Consider the following 18090-nt stretch of genomic DNA (forward strand, 5'->3'; position numbering starts at 1 on the left):
GTCATAGCTCGGGTATAATCCTCGGCTTGTTTTTTGCCCGCCAAGACCTTCAGTGGATAGGGTGTTATGTCCGGAAAAGCGCAACAGCAGTCTCGTATCAAAGAGTTGATACTTCTTGGTCGTGAGCAGGGTTACCTGACTTACGCGGAGGTCAACGACCACCTGCCTGAGGATATTTCAGATCCTGAGCAGGTGGAAGACATCATCCGCATGATTAACGACATGGGGATCAACGTATTCGAAGTCGCGCCAGATAAGGATTCCCTTATGCTGGCCGACGCTGATACCGACGAGGCCGCCGCTGAGGAAGCTGCTGCCGCGCTGGCTGCAGTAGAGACCGATATCGGCCGCACGACAGACCCGGTGCGCATGTACATGCGCGAAATGGGTACCGTCGAGCTGCTGACACGCGAAGGCGAAATCGAAATCGCCAAGCGTATCGAAGAGGGCATCCGTGAAGTGATGGGCGCAATTGCGCACTTCCCTGGCACGGTTGACCACATTCTCTCCGAGTACACCCGCGTCACCACCGAAGGTGGTCGCCTGTCCGACGTCCTGAGCGGTTATATCGACCCGGACGACGGCATTGCGCCGCCTGCCGCCGAAGTGCCGCCGCCTGTTGATGCGAAAGCCGCAAAAGCGGACGACGACACCGACGACGACGAAGCTGAAAGCAGCGACGACGAAGAAGAAGCCGAAAGCGGTCCAGACCCGGTTATCGCTGCCCAGCGCTTCGGTGCGGTTTCCGATCAAATGGAAATCACCCGCAAGGCCCTGAAAAAGCACGGTCGTGGCAACAAGCAGGCGATTGCCGAGCTGGTGGCCCTGGCTGAGCTGTTCATGCCGATCAAGCTGGTGCCCAAGCAGTTCGAAGGCCTGGTTGAGCGTGTTCGCAGCGCCCTTGAGCGTCTGCGTGCCCAAGAGCGTGCAATCATGCAGCTCTGTGTGCGTGATGCGCGCATGCCGCGTACCGATTTCCTGCGCCAGTTCCCGGGCAACGAAGTTGACGAAAGCTGGAGCGACGCACTGGCCAAGGGCAAGGCGAAATACGCCGAAGCCATTGGTCGCCTGCAGCCCGATATCATCCGTTGCCAGCAGAAGCTGACCGCGCTTGAGACCGAAACCGGCCTGACGATTGCAGAAATCAAAGACATCAACCGTCGCATGTCGATCGGTGAGGCCAAGGCCCGCCGCGCGAAGAAAGAGATGGTTGAAGCGAACTTGCGTCTGGTGATCTCCATCGCCAAGAAGTACACCAACCGTGGCCTGCAATTCCTTGATCTGATCCAGGAAGGCAACATCGGCTTGATGAAGGCGGTGGACAAGTTCGAATACCGTCGCGGCTACAAGTTCTCGACTTATGCCACCTGGTGGATCCGTCAGGCGATCACTCGCTCGATCGCCGACCAGGCCCGCACCATCCGTATTCCGGTGCACATGATCGAGACCATCAACAAGCTCAACCGTATTTCCCGGCAGATGTTGCAGGAAATGGGTCGCGAACCGACCCCGGAAGAGCTGGGTGAACGCATGGAGATGCCTGAGGATAAAATCCGCAAGGTATTGAAGATCGCTAAAGAGCCGATCTCCATGGAAACGCCGATTGGTGATGACGAAGACTCCCATCTGGGTGACTTCATCGAAGACTCGACCATGCAGTCGCCAATCGATGTCGCCACTGTTGAGAGCTTGAAAGAAGCGACTCGCGACGTACTGTCCGGCCTCACTGCCCGTGAAGCCAAGGTACTGCGCATGCGTTTCGGCATCGACATGAATACCGACCACACCCTTGAGGAAGTCGGTAAGCAGTTTGACGTGACCCGTGAGCGGATCCGTCAGATCGAAGCCAAGGCGCTGCGCAAGTTGCGCCACCCGACGCGAAGCGAGCATCTGCGCTCCTTCCTCGACGAGTGATACCAGAACCCCCGGCCCAGGCCGGGGGTTTTGCTTTCTACCGACCGCTTTCCACAGATTAACTGCCCCGCATCACCCCGCCCCCGCAATGCCCGTCTACACTCGAGACATTCCCCGTGCCATAACGAGACCGTTATGCCCAGATTGCCGACCGTGATACTGCTGTCGCTGCTGACCTGGACCGCAACGGCTGGCGCGTTGACTCTTACGGATGATGAGCGTAGCTGGTTGGCGGACCATCAGGAGCTGCGCCTCGGCGTGGACGCGTCCTGGCCACCGTTTGAATATCGCGATGAAAATGGCCGATATCAGGGCCTGGCGGCCGATTACGTACGCCTACTCCAAGACCGTCTGGGCGTTCGAATCAAACTGATCGAACCAGTTAACTGGACCGCGGTGCTTGAACAAGCCCGCAATAACCAGCTCGACCTGCTGCCTGGCATCATGTCCACCCCCGAACGCCAGAATTTCCTGGCCTTCACACGCCCCTATCTCGACTTTCCCATCGTCATCCTGGCCCATGAAGGCGGCGCGAAACCCCGCAGCCTCAAGGATTTGTACGGGCTGAAAATTGCCGTGGTGGAAAACTACGCGCCCCATGAACTGCTGCGTACCCACCATCCGGACCTGAATCTGGTGGCGATGCCCAACGTCAGTTCGACGCTGCAAGCCCTGGCCACCGATGAAGTGGATGCCGTAGTCGGCGACCTGGCCTCCAGCGTCTGGAGCCTGCGCCAACTCAAGCTCGACGGCCTGTACGTCAGCGGCGAAACGCCCTACCGCTACCAACTGGCAATGGGCGTGCCGCGGGATGAGAAAATCCTGGTGGGCATCTTGGACAAAGTCCTCGCCGACCTCAGTTCAGCCGAAACTGATGCGATCCAGCAACACTGGGTCGGTAGTTTCACCGATCACCGCACCTTCTGGGCTGACCTGCTCACGTACGGCCTGCCAGCGGTGCTGCTATTGAGCACGGTGCTGGCAATCGTCATTCGGATCAATCGCCGGCTCAGCTCGGAAATTTCCCGCCGGGTCGCCCTTGAGCAAGAATTGCGTAGCAGCGAGTACCACTATCGCGGCCTGGTGGAGAGCTTGTCCGCCATCGCCTGGGAAGCAAGCATCAGCGACTTCACCTACAGCTACGTGTCGCCCCATGCTGAAGAGCTGCTCGGCTATCCCCGCGCCCATTGGCTGATTCCAGGTTTCTGGCGCAACATCATCCACCCCGCCGACCTGACCCGTGCCGAGGCCTATTGCTATCGGGAAACCCGTGCCAATCGTGATCACAGCATTGATTACCGGGTCATAACCGCTGATGGCCGCTGCCTGTGGGTACGTGACATTGTCAGCCTGATCGAACACGGCCATGAGCCGGTGCTGCGCGGCCTGATGATCGACATCAGCGAAGCCAAGCGCACCGAAGAAGCCCTGCAACTGTCCGAGCAGAAATTTGCCTCGGTGTTTCAGCAGTGCCCCGACATTCTGGTGATTGCCCGGTTGTCTGATGGCTGCCTGCTGGAGGTCAACAAGGCATTCGAGGACCAGATTGGCCTGCGCGCCGACGAGGTGGTGGGCAAAACCGCCCCCGACCTGAATATATGGGGTATTCAAGGGGGCGGCCCGGATTTGCTGCAACGAGTACAGACCACCAGCATCCGCAACCTGGAAATGCCCTTTCTGCGCAGCAATGGCCAGGCCTTTACCGGTCTGATCTCAGCCGAGCCGTTCCAACTCGACACCACCGAAGCCTTGGTGGTGGTGGTGCGGGATATCACCCAGCTCAAGGAAACCCAACAGCGACTGCAAACCTCCGAAGAAAAGTTTGCCAAAGCCTTCCATGCCTCCCCCGATGGCTTGCTGCTGAGTCGCCAGAGCGACGGCCTGCTGATCGAAGTAAACGAGGGTTTCAGCCACCTGACCGGCTTCACCAGCGCCTCTTCACTCGACCAATCAGCCCTGGACCTGGGCATCTGGGTCGACCTCAACGAACGCAAGCACATGCTGGAATTGATGCAGCGCGACGGTTTTGTCCGCGATTTCATCTGCCATATCCGTCGTGCCGACGGCCAGATTCGCCTGTGCGAAGTGTCCAGCCGCCCGCTGCCGATTGGCGACGAAGATTGCATGCTGACCATCGCCCGGGACATCACCGAACGCCAGTTGATGCAGGAAAAACTGCAGCAGGCCGCCACGGTGTTCGAAAGCACCGCCGAAGGCGTCTTGATCACCGACACACGGCAGAACATCAGCGCCGTCAACCGCGCCTTCACTGAAATAACCGGCTACAGCGAGGTTGAAGCCCTTGGCCATACCCCGCGCCTGCTTGCCTCCGGCCTGCATGACAGCGCGTTCTATGCGGCGATGTGGCACCAGTTGACGACCCACGGCCACTGGCAAGGCGAGATCTCCAACCGCCGCAAGAACGGCGAGGTGTACCCGAGTTGGTTGACCATCAGTGCCGTGCGTAACCGCGAGCACTTGGTTACGCATTTCGTTGCCGTGTTCGCCGACATCTCCAGCCTCAAACTGGCCCAGGCACGCCTCGACTATCAGGCCCACCACGACCCATTGACCGGCCTGCCCAATCGCACGCTGTTCGAAAACCGGCTGCAAGCCGCCCTCAACGGCCAGCAGGAAAGTGGCAAGCAGGGCGCGGTGCTGTTTCTCGACCTCGACCGCTTCAAACACATCAACGACAGCCTCGGTCACCCGGTCGGCGACCTGCTGCTCAAAGACATCGCGGTACGCCTCAAGGAGCAATTGCGGGACGTGGACACCGTTGCTCGCCTGGGCGGCGACGAATTCATCATCCTGCTGCCCGGCTTGCAACAGGCCAGCGACGCCCAACACTTGGCGAATAAACTGCTCGACTGCTTTACCCCGCCCTTCCAGGCCGGCGAGCATGAGTTCTTTATCAGCGCCAGTATCGGCACCAGCCTGTATCCGCAAGACGGTACCGATGTGGCCACCCTGGTCAAAAATGCCGACGCCGCGATGTATCGCTCCAAAGCCAAGGGGCGTAACCGGGTCGAGCGCTATACCCGCGACCTGACGGCCCAGGCCAATGAACGCGTAGCGCTGGAGCACGAACTGCGCCGCGCCATCGAACGTGAAGAGTTGAGCCTGTATTACCAACCCAAACGCAGCCTGGTCACCCAACAACTGATCGGCGCCGAAGCCTTGATCCGCTGGCATCACCCGACGCTGGGCGAGGTCCCGCCCGAGCACTTTATTGCCCTGGCCGAAGAGAACGGCACGATCCTGCAAATCGGCGACTGGGTACTGGAACAGGCCTGCCGGCAGTTGCACGCCTGGCAAGCGGCTTTCGAGGATTTCGGCCCCCTGTCGGTCAACCTCGCAGGCGCGCAACTGCGTCACCCCAACCTGCTTTCACGCATCGAACAACTGCTGCACGATTACCGCCTCGAACCCGGCTGCCTGCAACTGGAAATCACCGAAAACTTCATCATGAGCCAAGCCGAAGAGGCACTGGCGGTGTTGCACCAACTCAAGCGCCTGGGCGTACAGCTGGCGATCGATGATTTCGGCACCGGCTACTCGTCCCTCAGCTACCTCAAACGCCTGCCCCTGGACTTCCTCAAAATCGACCAATCCTTCGTGCGCGGCTTGCCCGACGACCCTCACGATGCAGCCATCGTGCGCGCCATCATCGCCCTCGGCCACAGCATGCAATTCACCATCATCGCCGAAGGCGTGGAAACCCCGGCGCAACAGGCATTCCTCGCAAGCGAGGGGTGTGAACAGATGCAAGGCTACATCGTCAGCCTGCCCCTGCCGCCGGAGCTTTTTGCCGCCAGCTTCCTTCGTACGAAGCTGGAGGATTTTTCGGATGGCACAGTGAACAAACCATCGTTATAATCCGCGACCTACTGAGGGCCTATAGCTCAGTTGGTTAGAGCAGGGGACTCATAATCCCTTGGTCGTAGGTTCGAGTCCTACTGGGCCCACCACACAAGAAAGCCGCGCATTGCGCGGCTTTTGCGTATCTGGCTGAATCATTTTGCCCGCAGGGCCAAGCCTGTAACATGCCTGCTCACTGCCCTCCCGCACTGGAGCTCTCCCCTTGCCCGCCCTAGACGAAATCGACCGCCAACTGATCGCCGCCCTGCAGCTCAACGCCCGTGAAAGCGTGGCCATGCTCGCCCGGCAATTAGGCATCGCGCGTACCACTGTCACGTCGCGTCTGGCCCGCCTGGAGAAAACCCAGGTCATCACTGGTTACGGCGTGCGCCTGGGCCAGCGCGTTGCGGATGGTGGGTTGCAGGCTTATGTGGGCATTACCGTGCAACCCCGTTCGGGCAAAGAGGTGTTGCGCAGGCTGAGCGCCATGGCCCAGGTGCAGCAGTTGTGCGCGGTGAGTGGGGAGTTCGATTACGTAGCTTGGCTGCGCACCGATTCGCCGGAGCAACTGGACCAATTGCTGGACCAGATCGGCAGTGTCGACGGCGTGGAGAAAACCACCACCTCGATCATCCTCAGTAACAAACTGGATCGCGGACAACCAATCTGATCACTATATTCGTCATATTGACTAAAACTAGCGCAATACGACGACACATTGCGTCTTATTAACGAGCGCAACGCTCCCTAAACTGGCTGCCATCTTTTCCTATACTCAACGGGCCCTCCTCCCGCCGAGCCGTCAGTAAGGTCAGCCATGAGCATTCCATCCAGCACCCTCAGCAAGCCCAATCGCCACCCGGGCGATGGCAAGAAACCCGTCACCATCTTCGGCCCGGATTTCCCGTTTGCCTTTGATGACTGGATCGAACACCCCGCCGGGCTGGGCAGTATTCCTGCGGCTAATCACGGCGCCGAAGTGGCGATCGTCGGCGCCGGGATCGCGGGCCTGGTTGCGGCCTACGAGTTGATGAAGCTGGGGCTCAAGCCCGTTGTGTACGAAGCCTCGAAGATGGGCGGTCGTTTGCGCTCGCAGGCCTTTGAAGGCGCCGAAGGCATCATCGCCGAGCTGGGCGGCATGCGGTTCCCGGTGTCGTCCACGGCGTTCTACCATTACGTGGACAAGCTGGGGCTGGAAACCAAGCCCTTTCCCAACCCGCTGACACCGGCGTCCGGCAGCACCGTGATCGATCTGGAAGGCCAGACTCACTACGCGCAAAAACTCTCCGATTTACCTGCACTGTTCCAGGAAGTAGCCGATGCCTGGGCCGACGCCCTGGAGGCCGGTTCGCAGTTCGGCGATATCCAGCAGGCAATCCGCGACCGCGACGTGCCGCGCCTCAAAGAGTTGTGGAACAAGCTCGTGCCGCTGTGGGATGACCGTACCTTCTACGACTTCGTCGCCACCTCCAAGGCCTTCGCCAAGTTGTCGTTCCACCACCGCGAGGTGTTTGGCCAGGTCGGTTTCGGCACCGGCGGCTGGGACTCGGACTTCCCCAACTCCATGCTGGAAATCTTCCGCGTGGTGATGACCAACTGCGATGATCATCAACACCTGATCGTCGGTGGCGTGGCCCAAGTGCCCATGGGCATCTGGCGCCATGTGCCGGAACGCTGCGCCCACTGGCCGGCCGGTACCAGCCTGAGCTCGCTGCATAGAGGTGCGCCACGGGCCGGCGTGAAGCGCATTGCCCACGCCGCCGATGGCCGTTTCGCCGTTACCGACAACTACGGCGACACCCGCGAATACGCGGCGGTGCTGACCACCTGCCAAAGCTGGCTGCTGACCACCCAGATCGAATGCGACGAAACCCTGTTCTCGCAAAAAATGTGGATGGCCCTGGACCGCACCCGCTATATGCAGTCATCGAAGACCTTCGTGATGGTTGATCGCCCTTTCTGGAAAGACAAGGACCCGCAAACCGGTCGCGACCTGATGAGCATGACCCTCACCGACCGCCTGACCCGTGGCACCTACCTGTTCGATAACGGCGACGACAAGCCAGGGGTAATCTGCTTGTCCTACTCGTGGATGAGCGACGCGCTGAAGATGCTGCCCCAGCCTATCGACAAGCGGGTAAAACTGGCCCTGGATGCACTGAAGAAGATCTACCCCAAGGTCGACATCAAGGCGCGCATCATCGGCGACCCGATCACCGTGTCCTGGGAGGCCGACCCGCATTTCCTCGGGGCCTTCAAAGGCGCCTTGCCCGGTCACTATCGCTACAACCAGCGGATGTATGCGCACTTCATGCAAAAGGATATGCCCGCCGAACAACGCGGGATCTTCATCGCGGGTGATGATGTATCGTGGACACCTGCCTGGGTCGAAGGCGCGGTACAAACCTCGCTCAACGCGGTGTGGGGCATCATGAACCACTTCGGTGGCAGCACCCACCCGCAAAACCCAGGCCCGGGCGACGTGTTCGATGAAATAGGGCCCATCGCCCTGGCAGAATAAGGAGTTGAGCATGCGTGTCGCCTTGTACCAATGCCCGCCGCTGCCGCTGGATGTGGCCGCTAACCTGCAGCGCCTGCACCGGCTGGCCCATGAGGCACACGGCGCCGATGTGCTGGTGCTGCCAGAGATGTTCCTCAGCGGCTATAACATTGGCGCCGAAGCCGTTGGCGCACTGGCCGAGGCACAGGACGGGCCTTCGGCGCAGGCGATTGCCGAACTGGCACAAGGCGCCGGGCTGGCGATCCTGTATGGCTACCCGGAGCGGGCCGACGACGGCCAGATCTACAACGCCGTGCAGCTGATCGACGCCCAGGGCAAGCGCCTGTGCAACTACCGTAAGACCCACCTGTTTGGCGATCTTGATCACTCGATGTTCAGCGCCGGCCCCGATGATTTCCCGGTGGTGGAATTGAACGGGTGGAAGGTGGGCATGCTGATTTGCTACGACCTGGAGTTTCCGGAAAACACCCGCCGCCTGGCCCTGGCCGGTGCCGAACTGATCCTGGTGCCCACCGCCAATATGGTGCCGTTCGACTTTGTTGCCGACGTCACCGTGCGGGCACGAGCCTTTGAAAACCAATGTTTCGTGGCCTATGCCAACTACTGCGGGCACGAAGACGAGATTCACTACTGCGGGCAAAGCAGCATTGCCGCGCCGGACGGCCAGCGAGTTGCCCAGGCCGGCCTGGATGAAGCCTTGATCGTCGGCACTCTGGAGCGCCAATCGATCTTCGACGCCCGAGCCGCCAACCACTACCTGCAAGACCGTCGCGCCGAACTCTACGGCGCACTGCACAAGCCCTGACCCATTGGGTTTGCTAGCATAGGCACTTCCCACGCCTCGGAAGTGCCCATGCCTGCGCCGGTTCACCCTCATCCCGTTCACCTGACCCTCGCCAATGGCCTGCGGGTTTGCCTGCGCCATGCGCCACGCTTGAAGCGCTGCGCCGCCGTTTTACAAGTGGCTGCCGGCAGCCATGACGTGCCACTGGCCTGGCCTGGGCTGGCGCATTTTCTTGAGCACTTATTGTTTCTCGGTACCGAGCGTTTTCCAGCCGGCGAAGGGCTGATGACCTACGTGCAACGCCACGGTGGGCAGATCAACGCCAGCACCCGCGAGCGCACCACCGAGTTCTTCTTTGAACTGCCGGTGCCGGTGTTTGCAGACGGGCTGATGCGGTTGGCGGATATGCTGACTCACCCACGCCTGGCCCTCGATGATCAACAGCGTGAGCGCGAAGTGCTCGACGCGGAGTTTGTAGCCTGGTCCCAGGATGCCAAGGCCCAACAACAAGTGGCGCTGCTGCAAGGCTTGGCGGCGGATCATCCGTTGCGCGGTTTTCATGCCGGCAACCGCGACAGCCTGCCGGTGGAAAGCGAGGCCTTTCAGCAAGCCTTGCGCGGGTTCCACGCACACTTTTATCAAAGCGGGCAGATGACCTTGAGCCTCGCCGGCCCACAATCGCTGACCGACCTGCAAGCCTTGGCCCAGCAGTTCAGTGACCAACTGACGCCCGGGCCATTGCACCCGCAGGCCGCTCCACCGGCCTTGATGCAAGGCTCGGCACGCTGCTTTCAACACGCTGCCGATCGCCACCTGCATCAAGTCATTACCTGTGATACACCACGGGAAGCGCTGGCGTTTCTCTGCACCTGGCTCAACGCCTCGACGCCCGGTGGGTTGCTCGCCGAACTGCAAGCTCGACGACTGGCCACCGCGCTGCAGGCGTGCGTGCTGTACCAATTCGCCGATCAAGCCGTGCTGGATATCGACTTCACCCTCGGCAGCGAATGCGAACCGGCCACACAGATCGAAGCGTTGCTGCACGACTGGCTGAGTTTCTTCGCACACAGCGACTGGACAGCGTTACGCGAAGAATTCGCCTTGCTCAATGCTCGCCAGCAACAGGTCCAAGGCGCCCTGGCCTTGGCGCGCAACGATGCCCAAGACCTCTCGGAACAAGGCGCCGCAGCCCTCAAGGCCATGCTCGAATCACTGCATCTGCCTGCCTCCCTCCACCCTTGGCAACTGCCGCCTAACAATCCCTTTCTCCGTGCACCCGCCAAGGACGAACGCGCCGGCCTGATTCGCGGCCAAACCAGCGCCCATCGTGGCTTGCGTACCTTTGCCCAGGATCGCTCACGGGGCCGACGGGAGCTGTCAGCGCTGACCTTCAGCCAGGCGTTGGCGGAGGACACTGGCGAAGGCGCGCTGTACCTGCACTGGCGGTTTGACTCGGCGGTACCCACAGGGCTGGAAAGCCTGTTGCGGCCGCTGTGCGAACAGGCACGGCAGGCGGGCGTCGAGTTGTCTTGCGAAACGATCGCCACTGACTGGCAGGTGAAGATGCACGGCCTTCATGAGCCCATGCCGGCGGTGCTCGAAGTGTTGGCGCGGTGCCTGATTGGCTCGGATGAACCGTCGCCTGCGCCCGCGCCGACGATGGCCATCCGGGAACTGCTCAAGGCGTTGCCTGCTTGCTGTGCCGGTGTTCAACCCGTGCCTCAGGGGACGACAGCGTCCTGGGCCACTGCGCGTTGGCAGGGGATGGGCGCAGGTCTGCCCGCCGCCTGTGAAGCCGCAATCAAAGCCGCAGCGGCCCGGCTGCCGGGGCAACCGGCAACTATGCCTTTCACACCTCAGCCCCTTGACGGACAAAAGCGCTGGCACGCAGTCCACACCGAATCCAGCGAGGCGGCGCTACTGCTATTTTGCCCAGCACCGACGCAATCTCTCGCCGATGAAGCCAACTGGCGCTTGCTCGCGCATGTGCTCCAGGGGCCGTTCTACCAGCGCCTGAGAGTCGAACTGCAAATCGGCTACGCCGTGTTCAGCGGCATCCGACAGATCAACGGCCAAACCGGCCTGCTGTTTGGGGTGCAATCGCCCAGCACTTCCCTGGACGGCATCGTCGAACAGTTGCAGGCCTTCCTCGGGCAACTGCCGTCGTTGATCGCGCGCTGCCCCGACTTGGGTAACCAGGCCCTCGCGCAGCAGTTCTCGGCCCAGACGCTGCCCATCAACGAAGCTGCCGAGTTGCTCTGGCATGCGCATCTGGCAGGTCATTCGTCGGGTTATCTGGATCAGCTTCAAGCGTTGATTCAACAATGCACGCGCGAAGATGTGCAGCACGCCGCGCAGCAACTCAATGACGCTGCAGGCGGCTGGCGTTGCGTGGCCAACGGGCCGCGTATCAACGACGACTGGCAAGCAGCGCCGTGATCATTGCCAACCCTGCAACAGGCTTTCTCCACCGAGACAGCGCTAACTCGAATAAAATTGCGTAACATTGCGCAGCAATATCTGAACATCTCCAATGGGAGGTGGACTATATGTATTACTTGGTAGTGAACGTCCCATCCCTTGATAGGAGTAAGAATATGACCTGGTCCAAACCTGCTTACACTGATCTGCGTATTGGTTTCGAAGTCACCATGTACTTCGCCAGCCGTTGATTGGCTGAGTAATACAACGCCTCGGTTCGCCCGGGGCGTTTTTGTTTTGAGCTGTGCTTGATGGAGCGATCATGTTTGTCCAGATTCTAGGTTCCGCCGCCGGCGGTGGCTTCCCGCAGTGGAACTGCAACTGCGTGAACTGCGCAGGTTTTCGCGATGGCAGCCTGCGGGCCCACGCGCGTACCCAGTCGTCCATCGCGATCTCCGATGATGGCGTGAACTGGGTGCTCTGCAATGCCTCACCGGATATCCGCGCGCAACTCCAGGGCTTTGCGCCCATGCAACCGGGCCGCGCCCGGCGCGATACCGGCATCAGCGCAATCATCCTGATGGACAGCCAAATCGACCACACCACCGGCCTGCTGAGCCTGCGCGAAGGCTGCCCGCATCAGGTGTGGTGCACCGACATGGTCCACGAAGACCTGAGCACCGGTTTCCCGTTGTTCACCATGCTGACCCACTGGAACGGTGGCCTGGCCTGGAACCGCATCGAGCTGGACGCCAGCTTCACCATCCCGGCCTGCCCCAACCTGCGCTTCACCCCGCTGCCGTTGCGCAGCGCCGCACCGCCCTATTCGCCGCACCGCTTCGACCCGCACCCCGGTGACAACATCGGCCTGATCGTCGAAGACCTGCGCACCGGCGGCAAATTGTTCTACGCCCCTGGGCTGGGCAAGGTCGACGCGCCGCTGTTGGATATCATGGCCGGCAGTGACTGCCTGCTGGTCGACGGCACGATGTGGGACGACGATGAGATGCAGCGCCGTGGCGTCGGCACCCGCACCGGGCGTGAGATGGGCCACCTGGCCCAGAACGGCCCCGGCGGCATGCTTGAAGTGCTCGAGCAACTGCCCAAGCAGCGCAAAGTGCTTATCCACATCAACAACACTAACCCGATCCTCGATGAAGACTCTCCCGAGCGAGCGGAGCTGGTGCGGCGCAATGTCGAAGTGGCTTACGACGGCATGAGCATTGAATTGTAGGAGCGATCGAAATGACCGACACACCGTTGAGCAAGGCTGAGTTCGAAGCGGCCCTGCGCGCCAAGGGCGCCTTCTACCATATCCATCACCCCTACCATGTGGCGATGTACGAAGGCCGCGCCAGCCGTGAGCAGATCCAGGGCTGGGTCGCCAATCGCTTTTACTATCAAGTGAATATCCCGCTGAAAGACGCGGCGATCCTGGCCAACTGCCCAGACCGTGAAATCCGACGCGAATGGATCCAGCGCCTGCTCGACCATGACGGCGCGCCCGGTGAAGACGGTGGTATCGAAGCCTGGCTGCGCCTGGGCCAGGCTGTGGGCCTGGACCCCGACCAACTGCGTTCCCAAGAGTTAGTGCTGCCCGGCGTACGCTTCGCCGTGGACGCCTATGTCAACTTCGCCCGCCGCGCCAGCTGGCAAGAAGCCGCCAGCAGCTCGCTGACCGAGCTGTTCGCGCCGCAAATCCACCAGTCGCGCCTCGACAGTTGGCCCCAGCATTACCCGTGGATCGACCCGGCCGGTTACGAGTACTTCCGCACACGCCTGGGCCAGGCCCGTCGCGATGTGGAACACGGCTTGGCGATCACCCTGCAGCACTACACCACCCGCGAGGGGCAGGAGCGCATGCTGGAAATTCTCCAGTTCAAACTGGACATCCTGTGGAGCATGCTGGACGCCATGAGCATGGCCTACGAACTCAAACGCCCGCCCTATCACAGCGTGACCGAGCAGCGGGTATGGCATAAAGGGATCACCCTATGAGCTTTGATCGCAGCAAAAAACCGACCTGGCGCCAGGGCTATCGCTACCAGTACGAGCCAGCGCAAAAAGGCCATGTGTTGCTCTACCCCGAAGGCATGATCAAGCTCAACGACAGCGCCGCATTGATCGGTGGCCTGATCGACGGCGAGCGCGACGTGGCGGCCATCATTGCCGAGCTGGACAAGCAGTTCCCCGGCGTACCGGAGCTGGGTGACGACATCGAGCAATTCATGGAGGTCGCCCGTGCTGAGCACTGGATCACTCTTGCCTGAGAAACCCGCCATCGGCCTGCCGCTGTGGCTGCTGGCCGAGCTGACCTATCGCTGCCCGTTGCAGTGCCCGTATTGCTCCAACCCGCTGGATTTCGCCGAGCAGGGCAAGGAGTTGAGCACCGAACAATGGATCAAGGTTTTTCGCGAAGCCCGTGAAATGGGCGCGGCGCAGCTGGGGTTTTCCGGCGGTGAGCCGCTGGTGCGCCAGGACCTGGCCGAACTGATCGGCGAGGCGCGCAAGCTGGGTTTCTACACCAACCTGATCACCTCGGGCATTGGCCTCACCGAGCAAAAAATCAGCGACTTCAAGAAAGCCGGCCTGGACCATATCCAGATCAGCTTCCAGGCCAGTGACGAGCAGGTAAACAACCTGCTGGCCGGCTCGAAAAAAGCCTTCGCGCAAAAACTCGAAATGGCCCGAGCGGTGAAAGCCCACGGCTACCCGATGGTGCTGAACTTCGTCACCCATCGGCACAATATCGACAAGATCGACCGCATCATCGAGCTGTGCATTGCGCTGGAAGCGGATTTCGTCGAGCTCGCCACCTGCCAGTTCTACGGTTGGGCGCAGCTCAATCGCGTGGGCTTGCTGCCCACCCGCGAGCAGTTGGTGCGCGCCGAACGCATCACTAATGAGTACCGCGCCAAGCTGGAAGCCGAAGGCCACCCGTGCAAGCTGATCTTCGTGACACCGGATTATTACGAGGAGCGCCCCAAAGCCTGCATGAATGGCTGGGGCAGCATCTTCCTGACAGTCACGCCCGACGGCACCGCCCTGCCTTGTCACGGCGCAAGGCAGATGCCCGTGCAGTTTCCCAATGTGCGCGACCACAGCATGCAGCACATCTGGTACGACTCGTTTGGCTTCAATCGCTTTCGTGGCTACGACTGGATGCCCGAGCCGTGCCGTTCATGCGACGAAAAAGAAAAAGACTTCGGCGGCTGCCGTTGCCAGGCCTTCATGCTCACCGGTGACGCCAGCAACGCCGACCCGGTATGCAGCAAATCCGAGCAGCACGGCATCATCCTTCAGGCGCGGGAAGAGGCCGAACAGGCCACCCAGACCATCGAGCAACTTGCCTTTCGCAATGAGCGCAACTCCAGGCTCATTGCAAAAGGCTGAGGGCCTCAACGCTTGGCGATGATGTACACCGCGTGGATGATGCCCGGGAAGTAACCGCACAGGGTCAGCAGGATATTCAGCCAGAAGGCACCGCCGAAGCCTACTTGCAGGAACACACCCAATGGCGGCAGCAGAATGGCGATGATGATACGAATAATGTCCATGGGTCAGCTCCAGAAAATCGGCTCGTGTGAGCCGTGTAGCTAATCGACCTTGGCGGTTCGTGAGGGTTCAGTGGATTCTGGCATTGGGCCATCTCAGGCCAGGATCTCCAGGCCATGTTTTTGCACGATGCTCAATAACTTGAGCGCCATGCCACTGGGCCGTTTCTCTCCCGACTCCCATTTTTTGACCGTGGACGCGCTGGTGTTCAGGTAGCGGGTGTTAATGGCCAATTAAACTGACCCACCTCTGGCCAACAATTTTGACCCACCCATAGTGGCATTGGCCACCGACCATGTAGCGTCACCCGCCTTATGCACAGGCCGGGGACAGATCATTGAAGGAGTGGGTTGTGATTCACAAGATCAAGGGGTTGTATGACCAGGGCCGAGGCCTGTCGGTCCGTGCCATCAGTCGTGAGCTGGGGATTTCCCGGAACACCGTACGCAAGTATCTCCACCTGGATGAGATGCAGATCAGCGCTACCATTGCTGACCCTTCACGCACCAAGGTGCTCGACGAGCACCGCGATTATCTGATTAATCAGTTGGGTCAGTTTCCAGCCCTGAGCGCAGTCAAGCTGGCCCGTCGCCTGAGGGAGCGCACCACCGAGCTGGCGGTGTCAGACCGGAGCATTCGCCGCTATGTGCAAGCGCTCAAGCAGCAGGTTGCCAGTGGCCAGTTGCGCTATTACGAGCCGGTCGTTGAGTCAGTGCCTGGCGTGCAGTGTCAGGTCGACCCCGGTGAGCTGCGAGGCGTCATGATTGGCGGCCTGGAGCGTGTCGTTCATTTTGTGGTGTTTGTGCTGTCCTGTTCACGGCTGATGTATGTCGGTCTGAACTTCCGGCCGCTGGATACCGAACGGTTTATCCAGATGCACGACGAGGCCTTCCGCTACTTCGGCGGCGTCACCGAGGAGTGCATCTACGATCAGACCAAGATGGTGGTGATCAACGAGCAGTACCGTGAGCTGACGCTGAACCAGCGCTTCCACCAGTATGCGACTACCGTCGGGTACCGCATCCATGCCTGCGAGGGCTATGACCCGGAGAGCAAGGGCAAGGTGGAGGCCGGGGTCAAGTACGTCAAGCGTGACTGCTTCTACGGCGAGCACTTCCAGGACGAGGCCGCCGTCCGACAGCACCTGAATGATTGGCTCGAGACTGTCGCCAACGCACGCGTGCACGGCACGACGGGGCAGCATCCAAGAGCGCATTTCGAGGCACTGGAGCGTAGTCAGCTCAAGCCCTATCTCGTCCCGCAGAACCTGCTGCACGTGGCGCCGACAAGGGAGACCCGCAAGGTCGACAAGACCGGCTTGATCTCATGGCAGGCCAACAAGTACTCGGTACCCATGGCCTGGCAGCAAGCCCGTGTCGGTGTCAGCGCACAGGACAACCAGTTGCTGATCCATGACCTGGAGAGCGGTGAACTCATAGCCACCCATGACCTGTGCAAGGCCAAGGGCCGGATGATCAAGAACAACAACCATTACCGAGACCATGCCCAGCGCATTACCGACCTGGAGCGCGGCATCGACTCGATCCTGCCCGATGCCCTTGGGGCAACCCTGTGCCAACTGCTCAAGCGTACTTCGCCGCGTATCTACAAGGATCAGCTGGTTGCTGCACGCGACCTGCTCATGGCCCATGCGCCGGTTGATACGGCGTTGCTCGGCGAGTTGTGCGAGCGCAGTGAACTGACCGCCACCGGGCTCAAGCGCTACCTCGAAGCATGGCAGCAAGCCAAGGCGCGGGGCCGGATCATCGGCGACCATGACTATGCGCCAGAGGCCGGTAGCCAGGTTAGTCACGCCGACCTGAACGCTTATGCCCGCATTGGCCAGTCGACTGGCCACGGGGTGACCCAATGAGCCTGCTCGACAGCACTATCGCGCAGTACCGAAGCCTGCGCCTCAGCGCGACCGCGGGTGAGCTGGCCACCCTGCTGGCCAGAGCCGAAGCCAATGAACTGTCCTACCTGAGCTTCGCCCAGTCACTGGTCGAGCATGAGCTTAACGCCCGCTCCAGTAGCCGCGTAAGCCGCAACCTCAAGCAGGCGCAGTTCCCCTCGGAGAAGCATCTGGAGGCCTTCGATTACCGGCACCAGACCACCATCACCAAGCGCCAGGTCAGCACCTTGCTGGACTTCAGCTTTATCGACAACCGCGACAACCTGGTGTTCATCGGACCACCGGGTGTGGGCAAGACCCACTTGGCCATTGGGATTGGCCACAAGGCGGTTCAGGCGGGCTACAAGGTGCTGTTCCGCACGGCTCTGGCGTTGGTCGAGGATCTGGAGCTGGCGGAAATGAAGGGCGAGCTGAAGAAGCGCCTTAATCAGCTGAGCAAATACGACGTGCTGATCATCGATGAGCTGGGCTACCTGCCGATGACGCGCCAAGCCCGGTACAACCTGTTCCAGTTAATCAACAACCTGTACGAGTACCGCTCGGTCATCCTGACCACCAACAAGGACTTCACCAGCTGGGGCGAGTTCTTCCATGACGACAACGTGGCCGTGCCCATCATCGACCGCGTGATCCACCATTCACACATCTTTATGCTGGGAGGTGAGAGCTATCGTTTGAAGCAGAAAACCGGCGGTTAGCGGTGAGCAAGTGGGTCAATTCTATTGGCCAAAAGTGGGTCAAAATTAATGGCCATTGACAGCGGGCGAATACAGGTTGGCTGACATGGCTGCTTTCACGTAGTTGCTTGATCTGTTCGGCAGGGATTTGGTCTGGCATGGATAAACATGCCTCATCATATTCTCGTAGAGTGGTTTTGCTGATGGCTCCGATAGCATGAAGCGCTTTGGCTGACTCCTGAATGGACTCAAACGCCTCGCTTTTATACTTTTTGGTCATGATGTATCTCCACAAACTCCTTGAGTCTCATAAAAACGTACCACCCAGTGGTATAGATTGAAAGTCGAGCACGTCGTACCCCATCGGCAGTCCTTGCCGACGCCCGCTAAAAAACCACTGTTTCCAGAGAGACTCAATCAACGTTTTCACACCAGAAATTACCCA

At 60.3% G+C, this 18090-nt stretch carries 14 protein-coding genes, 1 tRNA gene and 2 pseudogenes; 14 read left to right on the top strand and 3 right to left on the bottom strand.

The window, feature by feature from the left end:
• The first annotated feature begins 66 nt into the window (after positions 1-66).
• The 12 genes from rpoD (at position 67) to pqqE (ending at position 14894) form a co-directional block, all read left to right on the top strand.
• Positions 67-1914 carry an RNA polymerase sigma factor RpoD gene (gene rpoD / locus ACWHXD_RS28505; RefSeq protein ID WP_003194751.1) on the top strand — a complete coding sequence of 616 codons (1848 nt, stop codon included), beginning with the start codon at positions 67-69 and terminating at the stop codon, positions 1912-1914.
• A gap of 135 nt (positions 1915-2049) precedes the next feature.
• Positions 2050-5793 carry a bifunctional diguanylate cyclase/phosphodiesterase gene (locus tag ACWHXD_RS28510; protein WP_138762842.1) on the top strand — a complete coding sequence of 1248 codons (3744 nt, stop codon included), beginning with the start codon at positions 2050-2052 and terminating at the stop codon, positions 5791-5793.
• A 15-nt stretch (positions 5794-5808) separates the two neighbouring features.
• Positions 5809-5885 (top strand) — tRNA-Ile (locus ACWHXD_RS28515).
• A gap of 113 nt (positions 5886-5998) precedes the next feature.
• Positions 5999-6445, top strand: a complete 447-nt coding sequence (locus ACWHXD_RS28520) for an Lrp/AsnC family transcriptional regulator (protein WP_003194755.1) — start codon at positions 5999-6001, stop codon at positions 6443-6445.
• A gap of 147 nt (positions 6446-6592) precedes the next feature.
• A complete protein-coding gene (locus ACWHXD_RS28525) occupies positions 6593-8296 on the top strand; it encodes a flavin monoamine oxidase family protein (RefSeq protein ID WP_138762843.1) in 1704 nt (567 codons plus the stop codon).
• 10 nt (positions 8297-8306) lie between these two features.
• Complete coding sequence (locus ACWHXD_RS28530; protein ID WP_138762844.1) at positions 8307-9101, top strand: carbon-nitrogen hydrolase family protein; 795 nt, start codon at positions 8307-8309, stop codon at positions 9099-9101.
• 48 nt (positions 9102-9149) lie between these two features.
• A complete protein-coding gene (pqqF, locus tag ACWHXD_RS28535) occupies positions 9150-11519 on the top strand; it encodes a pyrroloquinoline quinone biosynthesis protein PqqF (protein ID WP_138762845.1) in 2370 nt (789 codons plus the stop codon).
• A gap of 158 nt (positions 11520-11677) precedes the next feature.
• Positions 11678-11752, top strand: coding sequence for a pyrroloquinoline quinone precursor peptide PqqA (gene pqqA, locus ACWHXD_RS28540; protein ID WP_003194766.1), 75 nt, complete (start codon positions 11678-11680; stop codon positions 11750-11752).
• A 71-nt stretch (positions 11753-11823) separates the two neighbouring features.
• On the top strand, positions 11824-12735 hold the full coding sequence (gene pqqB / locus ACWHXD_RS28545; RefSeq protein ID WP_138762846.1) for a pyrroloquinoline quinone biosynthesis protein PqqB: 912 nt from the start codon (positions 11824-11826) through the stop codon (positions 12733-12735).
• 11 nt (positions 12736-12746) lie between these two features.
• Positions 12747-13499 carry a pyrroloquinoline-quinone synthase PqqC gene (gene pqqC / locus ACWHXD_RS28550; protein ID WP_003194770.1) on the top strand — a complete coding sequence of 251 codons (753 nt, stop codon included), beginning with the start codon at positions 12747-12749 and terminating at the stop codon, positions 13497-13499.
• Positions 13496-13771, top strand: coding sequence for a pyrroloquinoline quinone biosynthesis peptide chaperone PqqD (gene pqqD, locus ACWHXD_RS28555; protein ID WP_003194772.1), 276 nt, complete (start codon positions 13496-13498; stop codon positions 13769-13771). Before pqqC ends, pqqD begins: the two co-directional genes overlap by 4 nt.
• Positions 13764-14894, top strand: a complete 1131-nt coding sequence (gene pqqE / locus ACWHXD_RS28560; RefSeq protein ID WP_019817403.1) for a pyrroloquinoline quinone biosynthesis protein PqqE — start codon at positions 13764-13766, stop codon at positions 14892-14894. Before pqqD ends, pqqE begins: the two co-directional genes overlap by 8 nt.
• A 5-nt stretch (positions 14895-14899) precedes the next feature.
• Here pqqE and ACWHXD_RS28565 read toward each other — a convergent pair whose 3' ends face one another.
• Together ACWHXD_RS28565 and ACWHXD_RS28570 are read right to left on the bottom strand one after the other, a co-directional pair.
• A complete protein-coding gene (locus ACWHXD_RS28565) occupies positions 14900-15058 on the bottom strand; it encodes a YqaE/Pmp3 family membrane protein (RefSeq protein WP_003194776.1) in 159 nt (52 codons plus the stop codon).
• A gap of 93 nt (positions 15059-15151) precedes the next feature.
• Positions 15152-15274: pseudogene (locus ACWHXD_RS28570) on the bottom strand (helix-turn-helix domain-containing protein); the annotation flags it as partial.
• 134 nt (positions 15275-15408) lie between these two features.
• Here ACWHXD_RS28570 and istA point away from each other — a divergent pair.
• Complete coding sequence (gene istA, locus ACWHXD_RS28575) at positions 15409-16929, top strand: IS21 family transposase (RefSeq protein ID WP_081273177.1); 1521 nt, start codon at positions 15409-15411, stop codon at positions 16927-16929.
• Complete coding sequence (istB, locus tag ACWHXD_RS28580; protein WP_064491510.1) at positions 16926-17666, top strand: IS21-like element helper ATPase IstB; 741 nt, start codon at positions 16926-16928, stop codon at positions 17664-17666. The genes istA and istB overlap by 4 nt, the downstream gene beginning before the upstream one ends.
• Positions 17667-17727: 61 nt before the next feature.
• Here the strand turns inward: istB and ACWHXD_RS28585 are convergent.
• Positions 17728-17925: pseudogene (locus ACWHXD_RS28585) on the bottom strand (helix-turn-helix domain-containing protein); the annotation flags it as partial.
• Positions 17926-18090 lie beyond the last annotated feature (165 nt).

This window comes from Pseudomonas fjordensis (genome assembly GCF_976987115.1).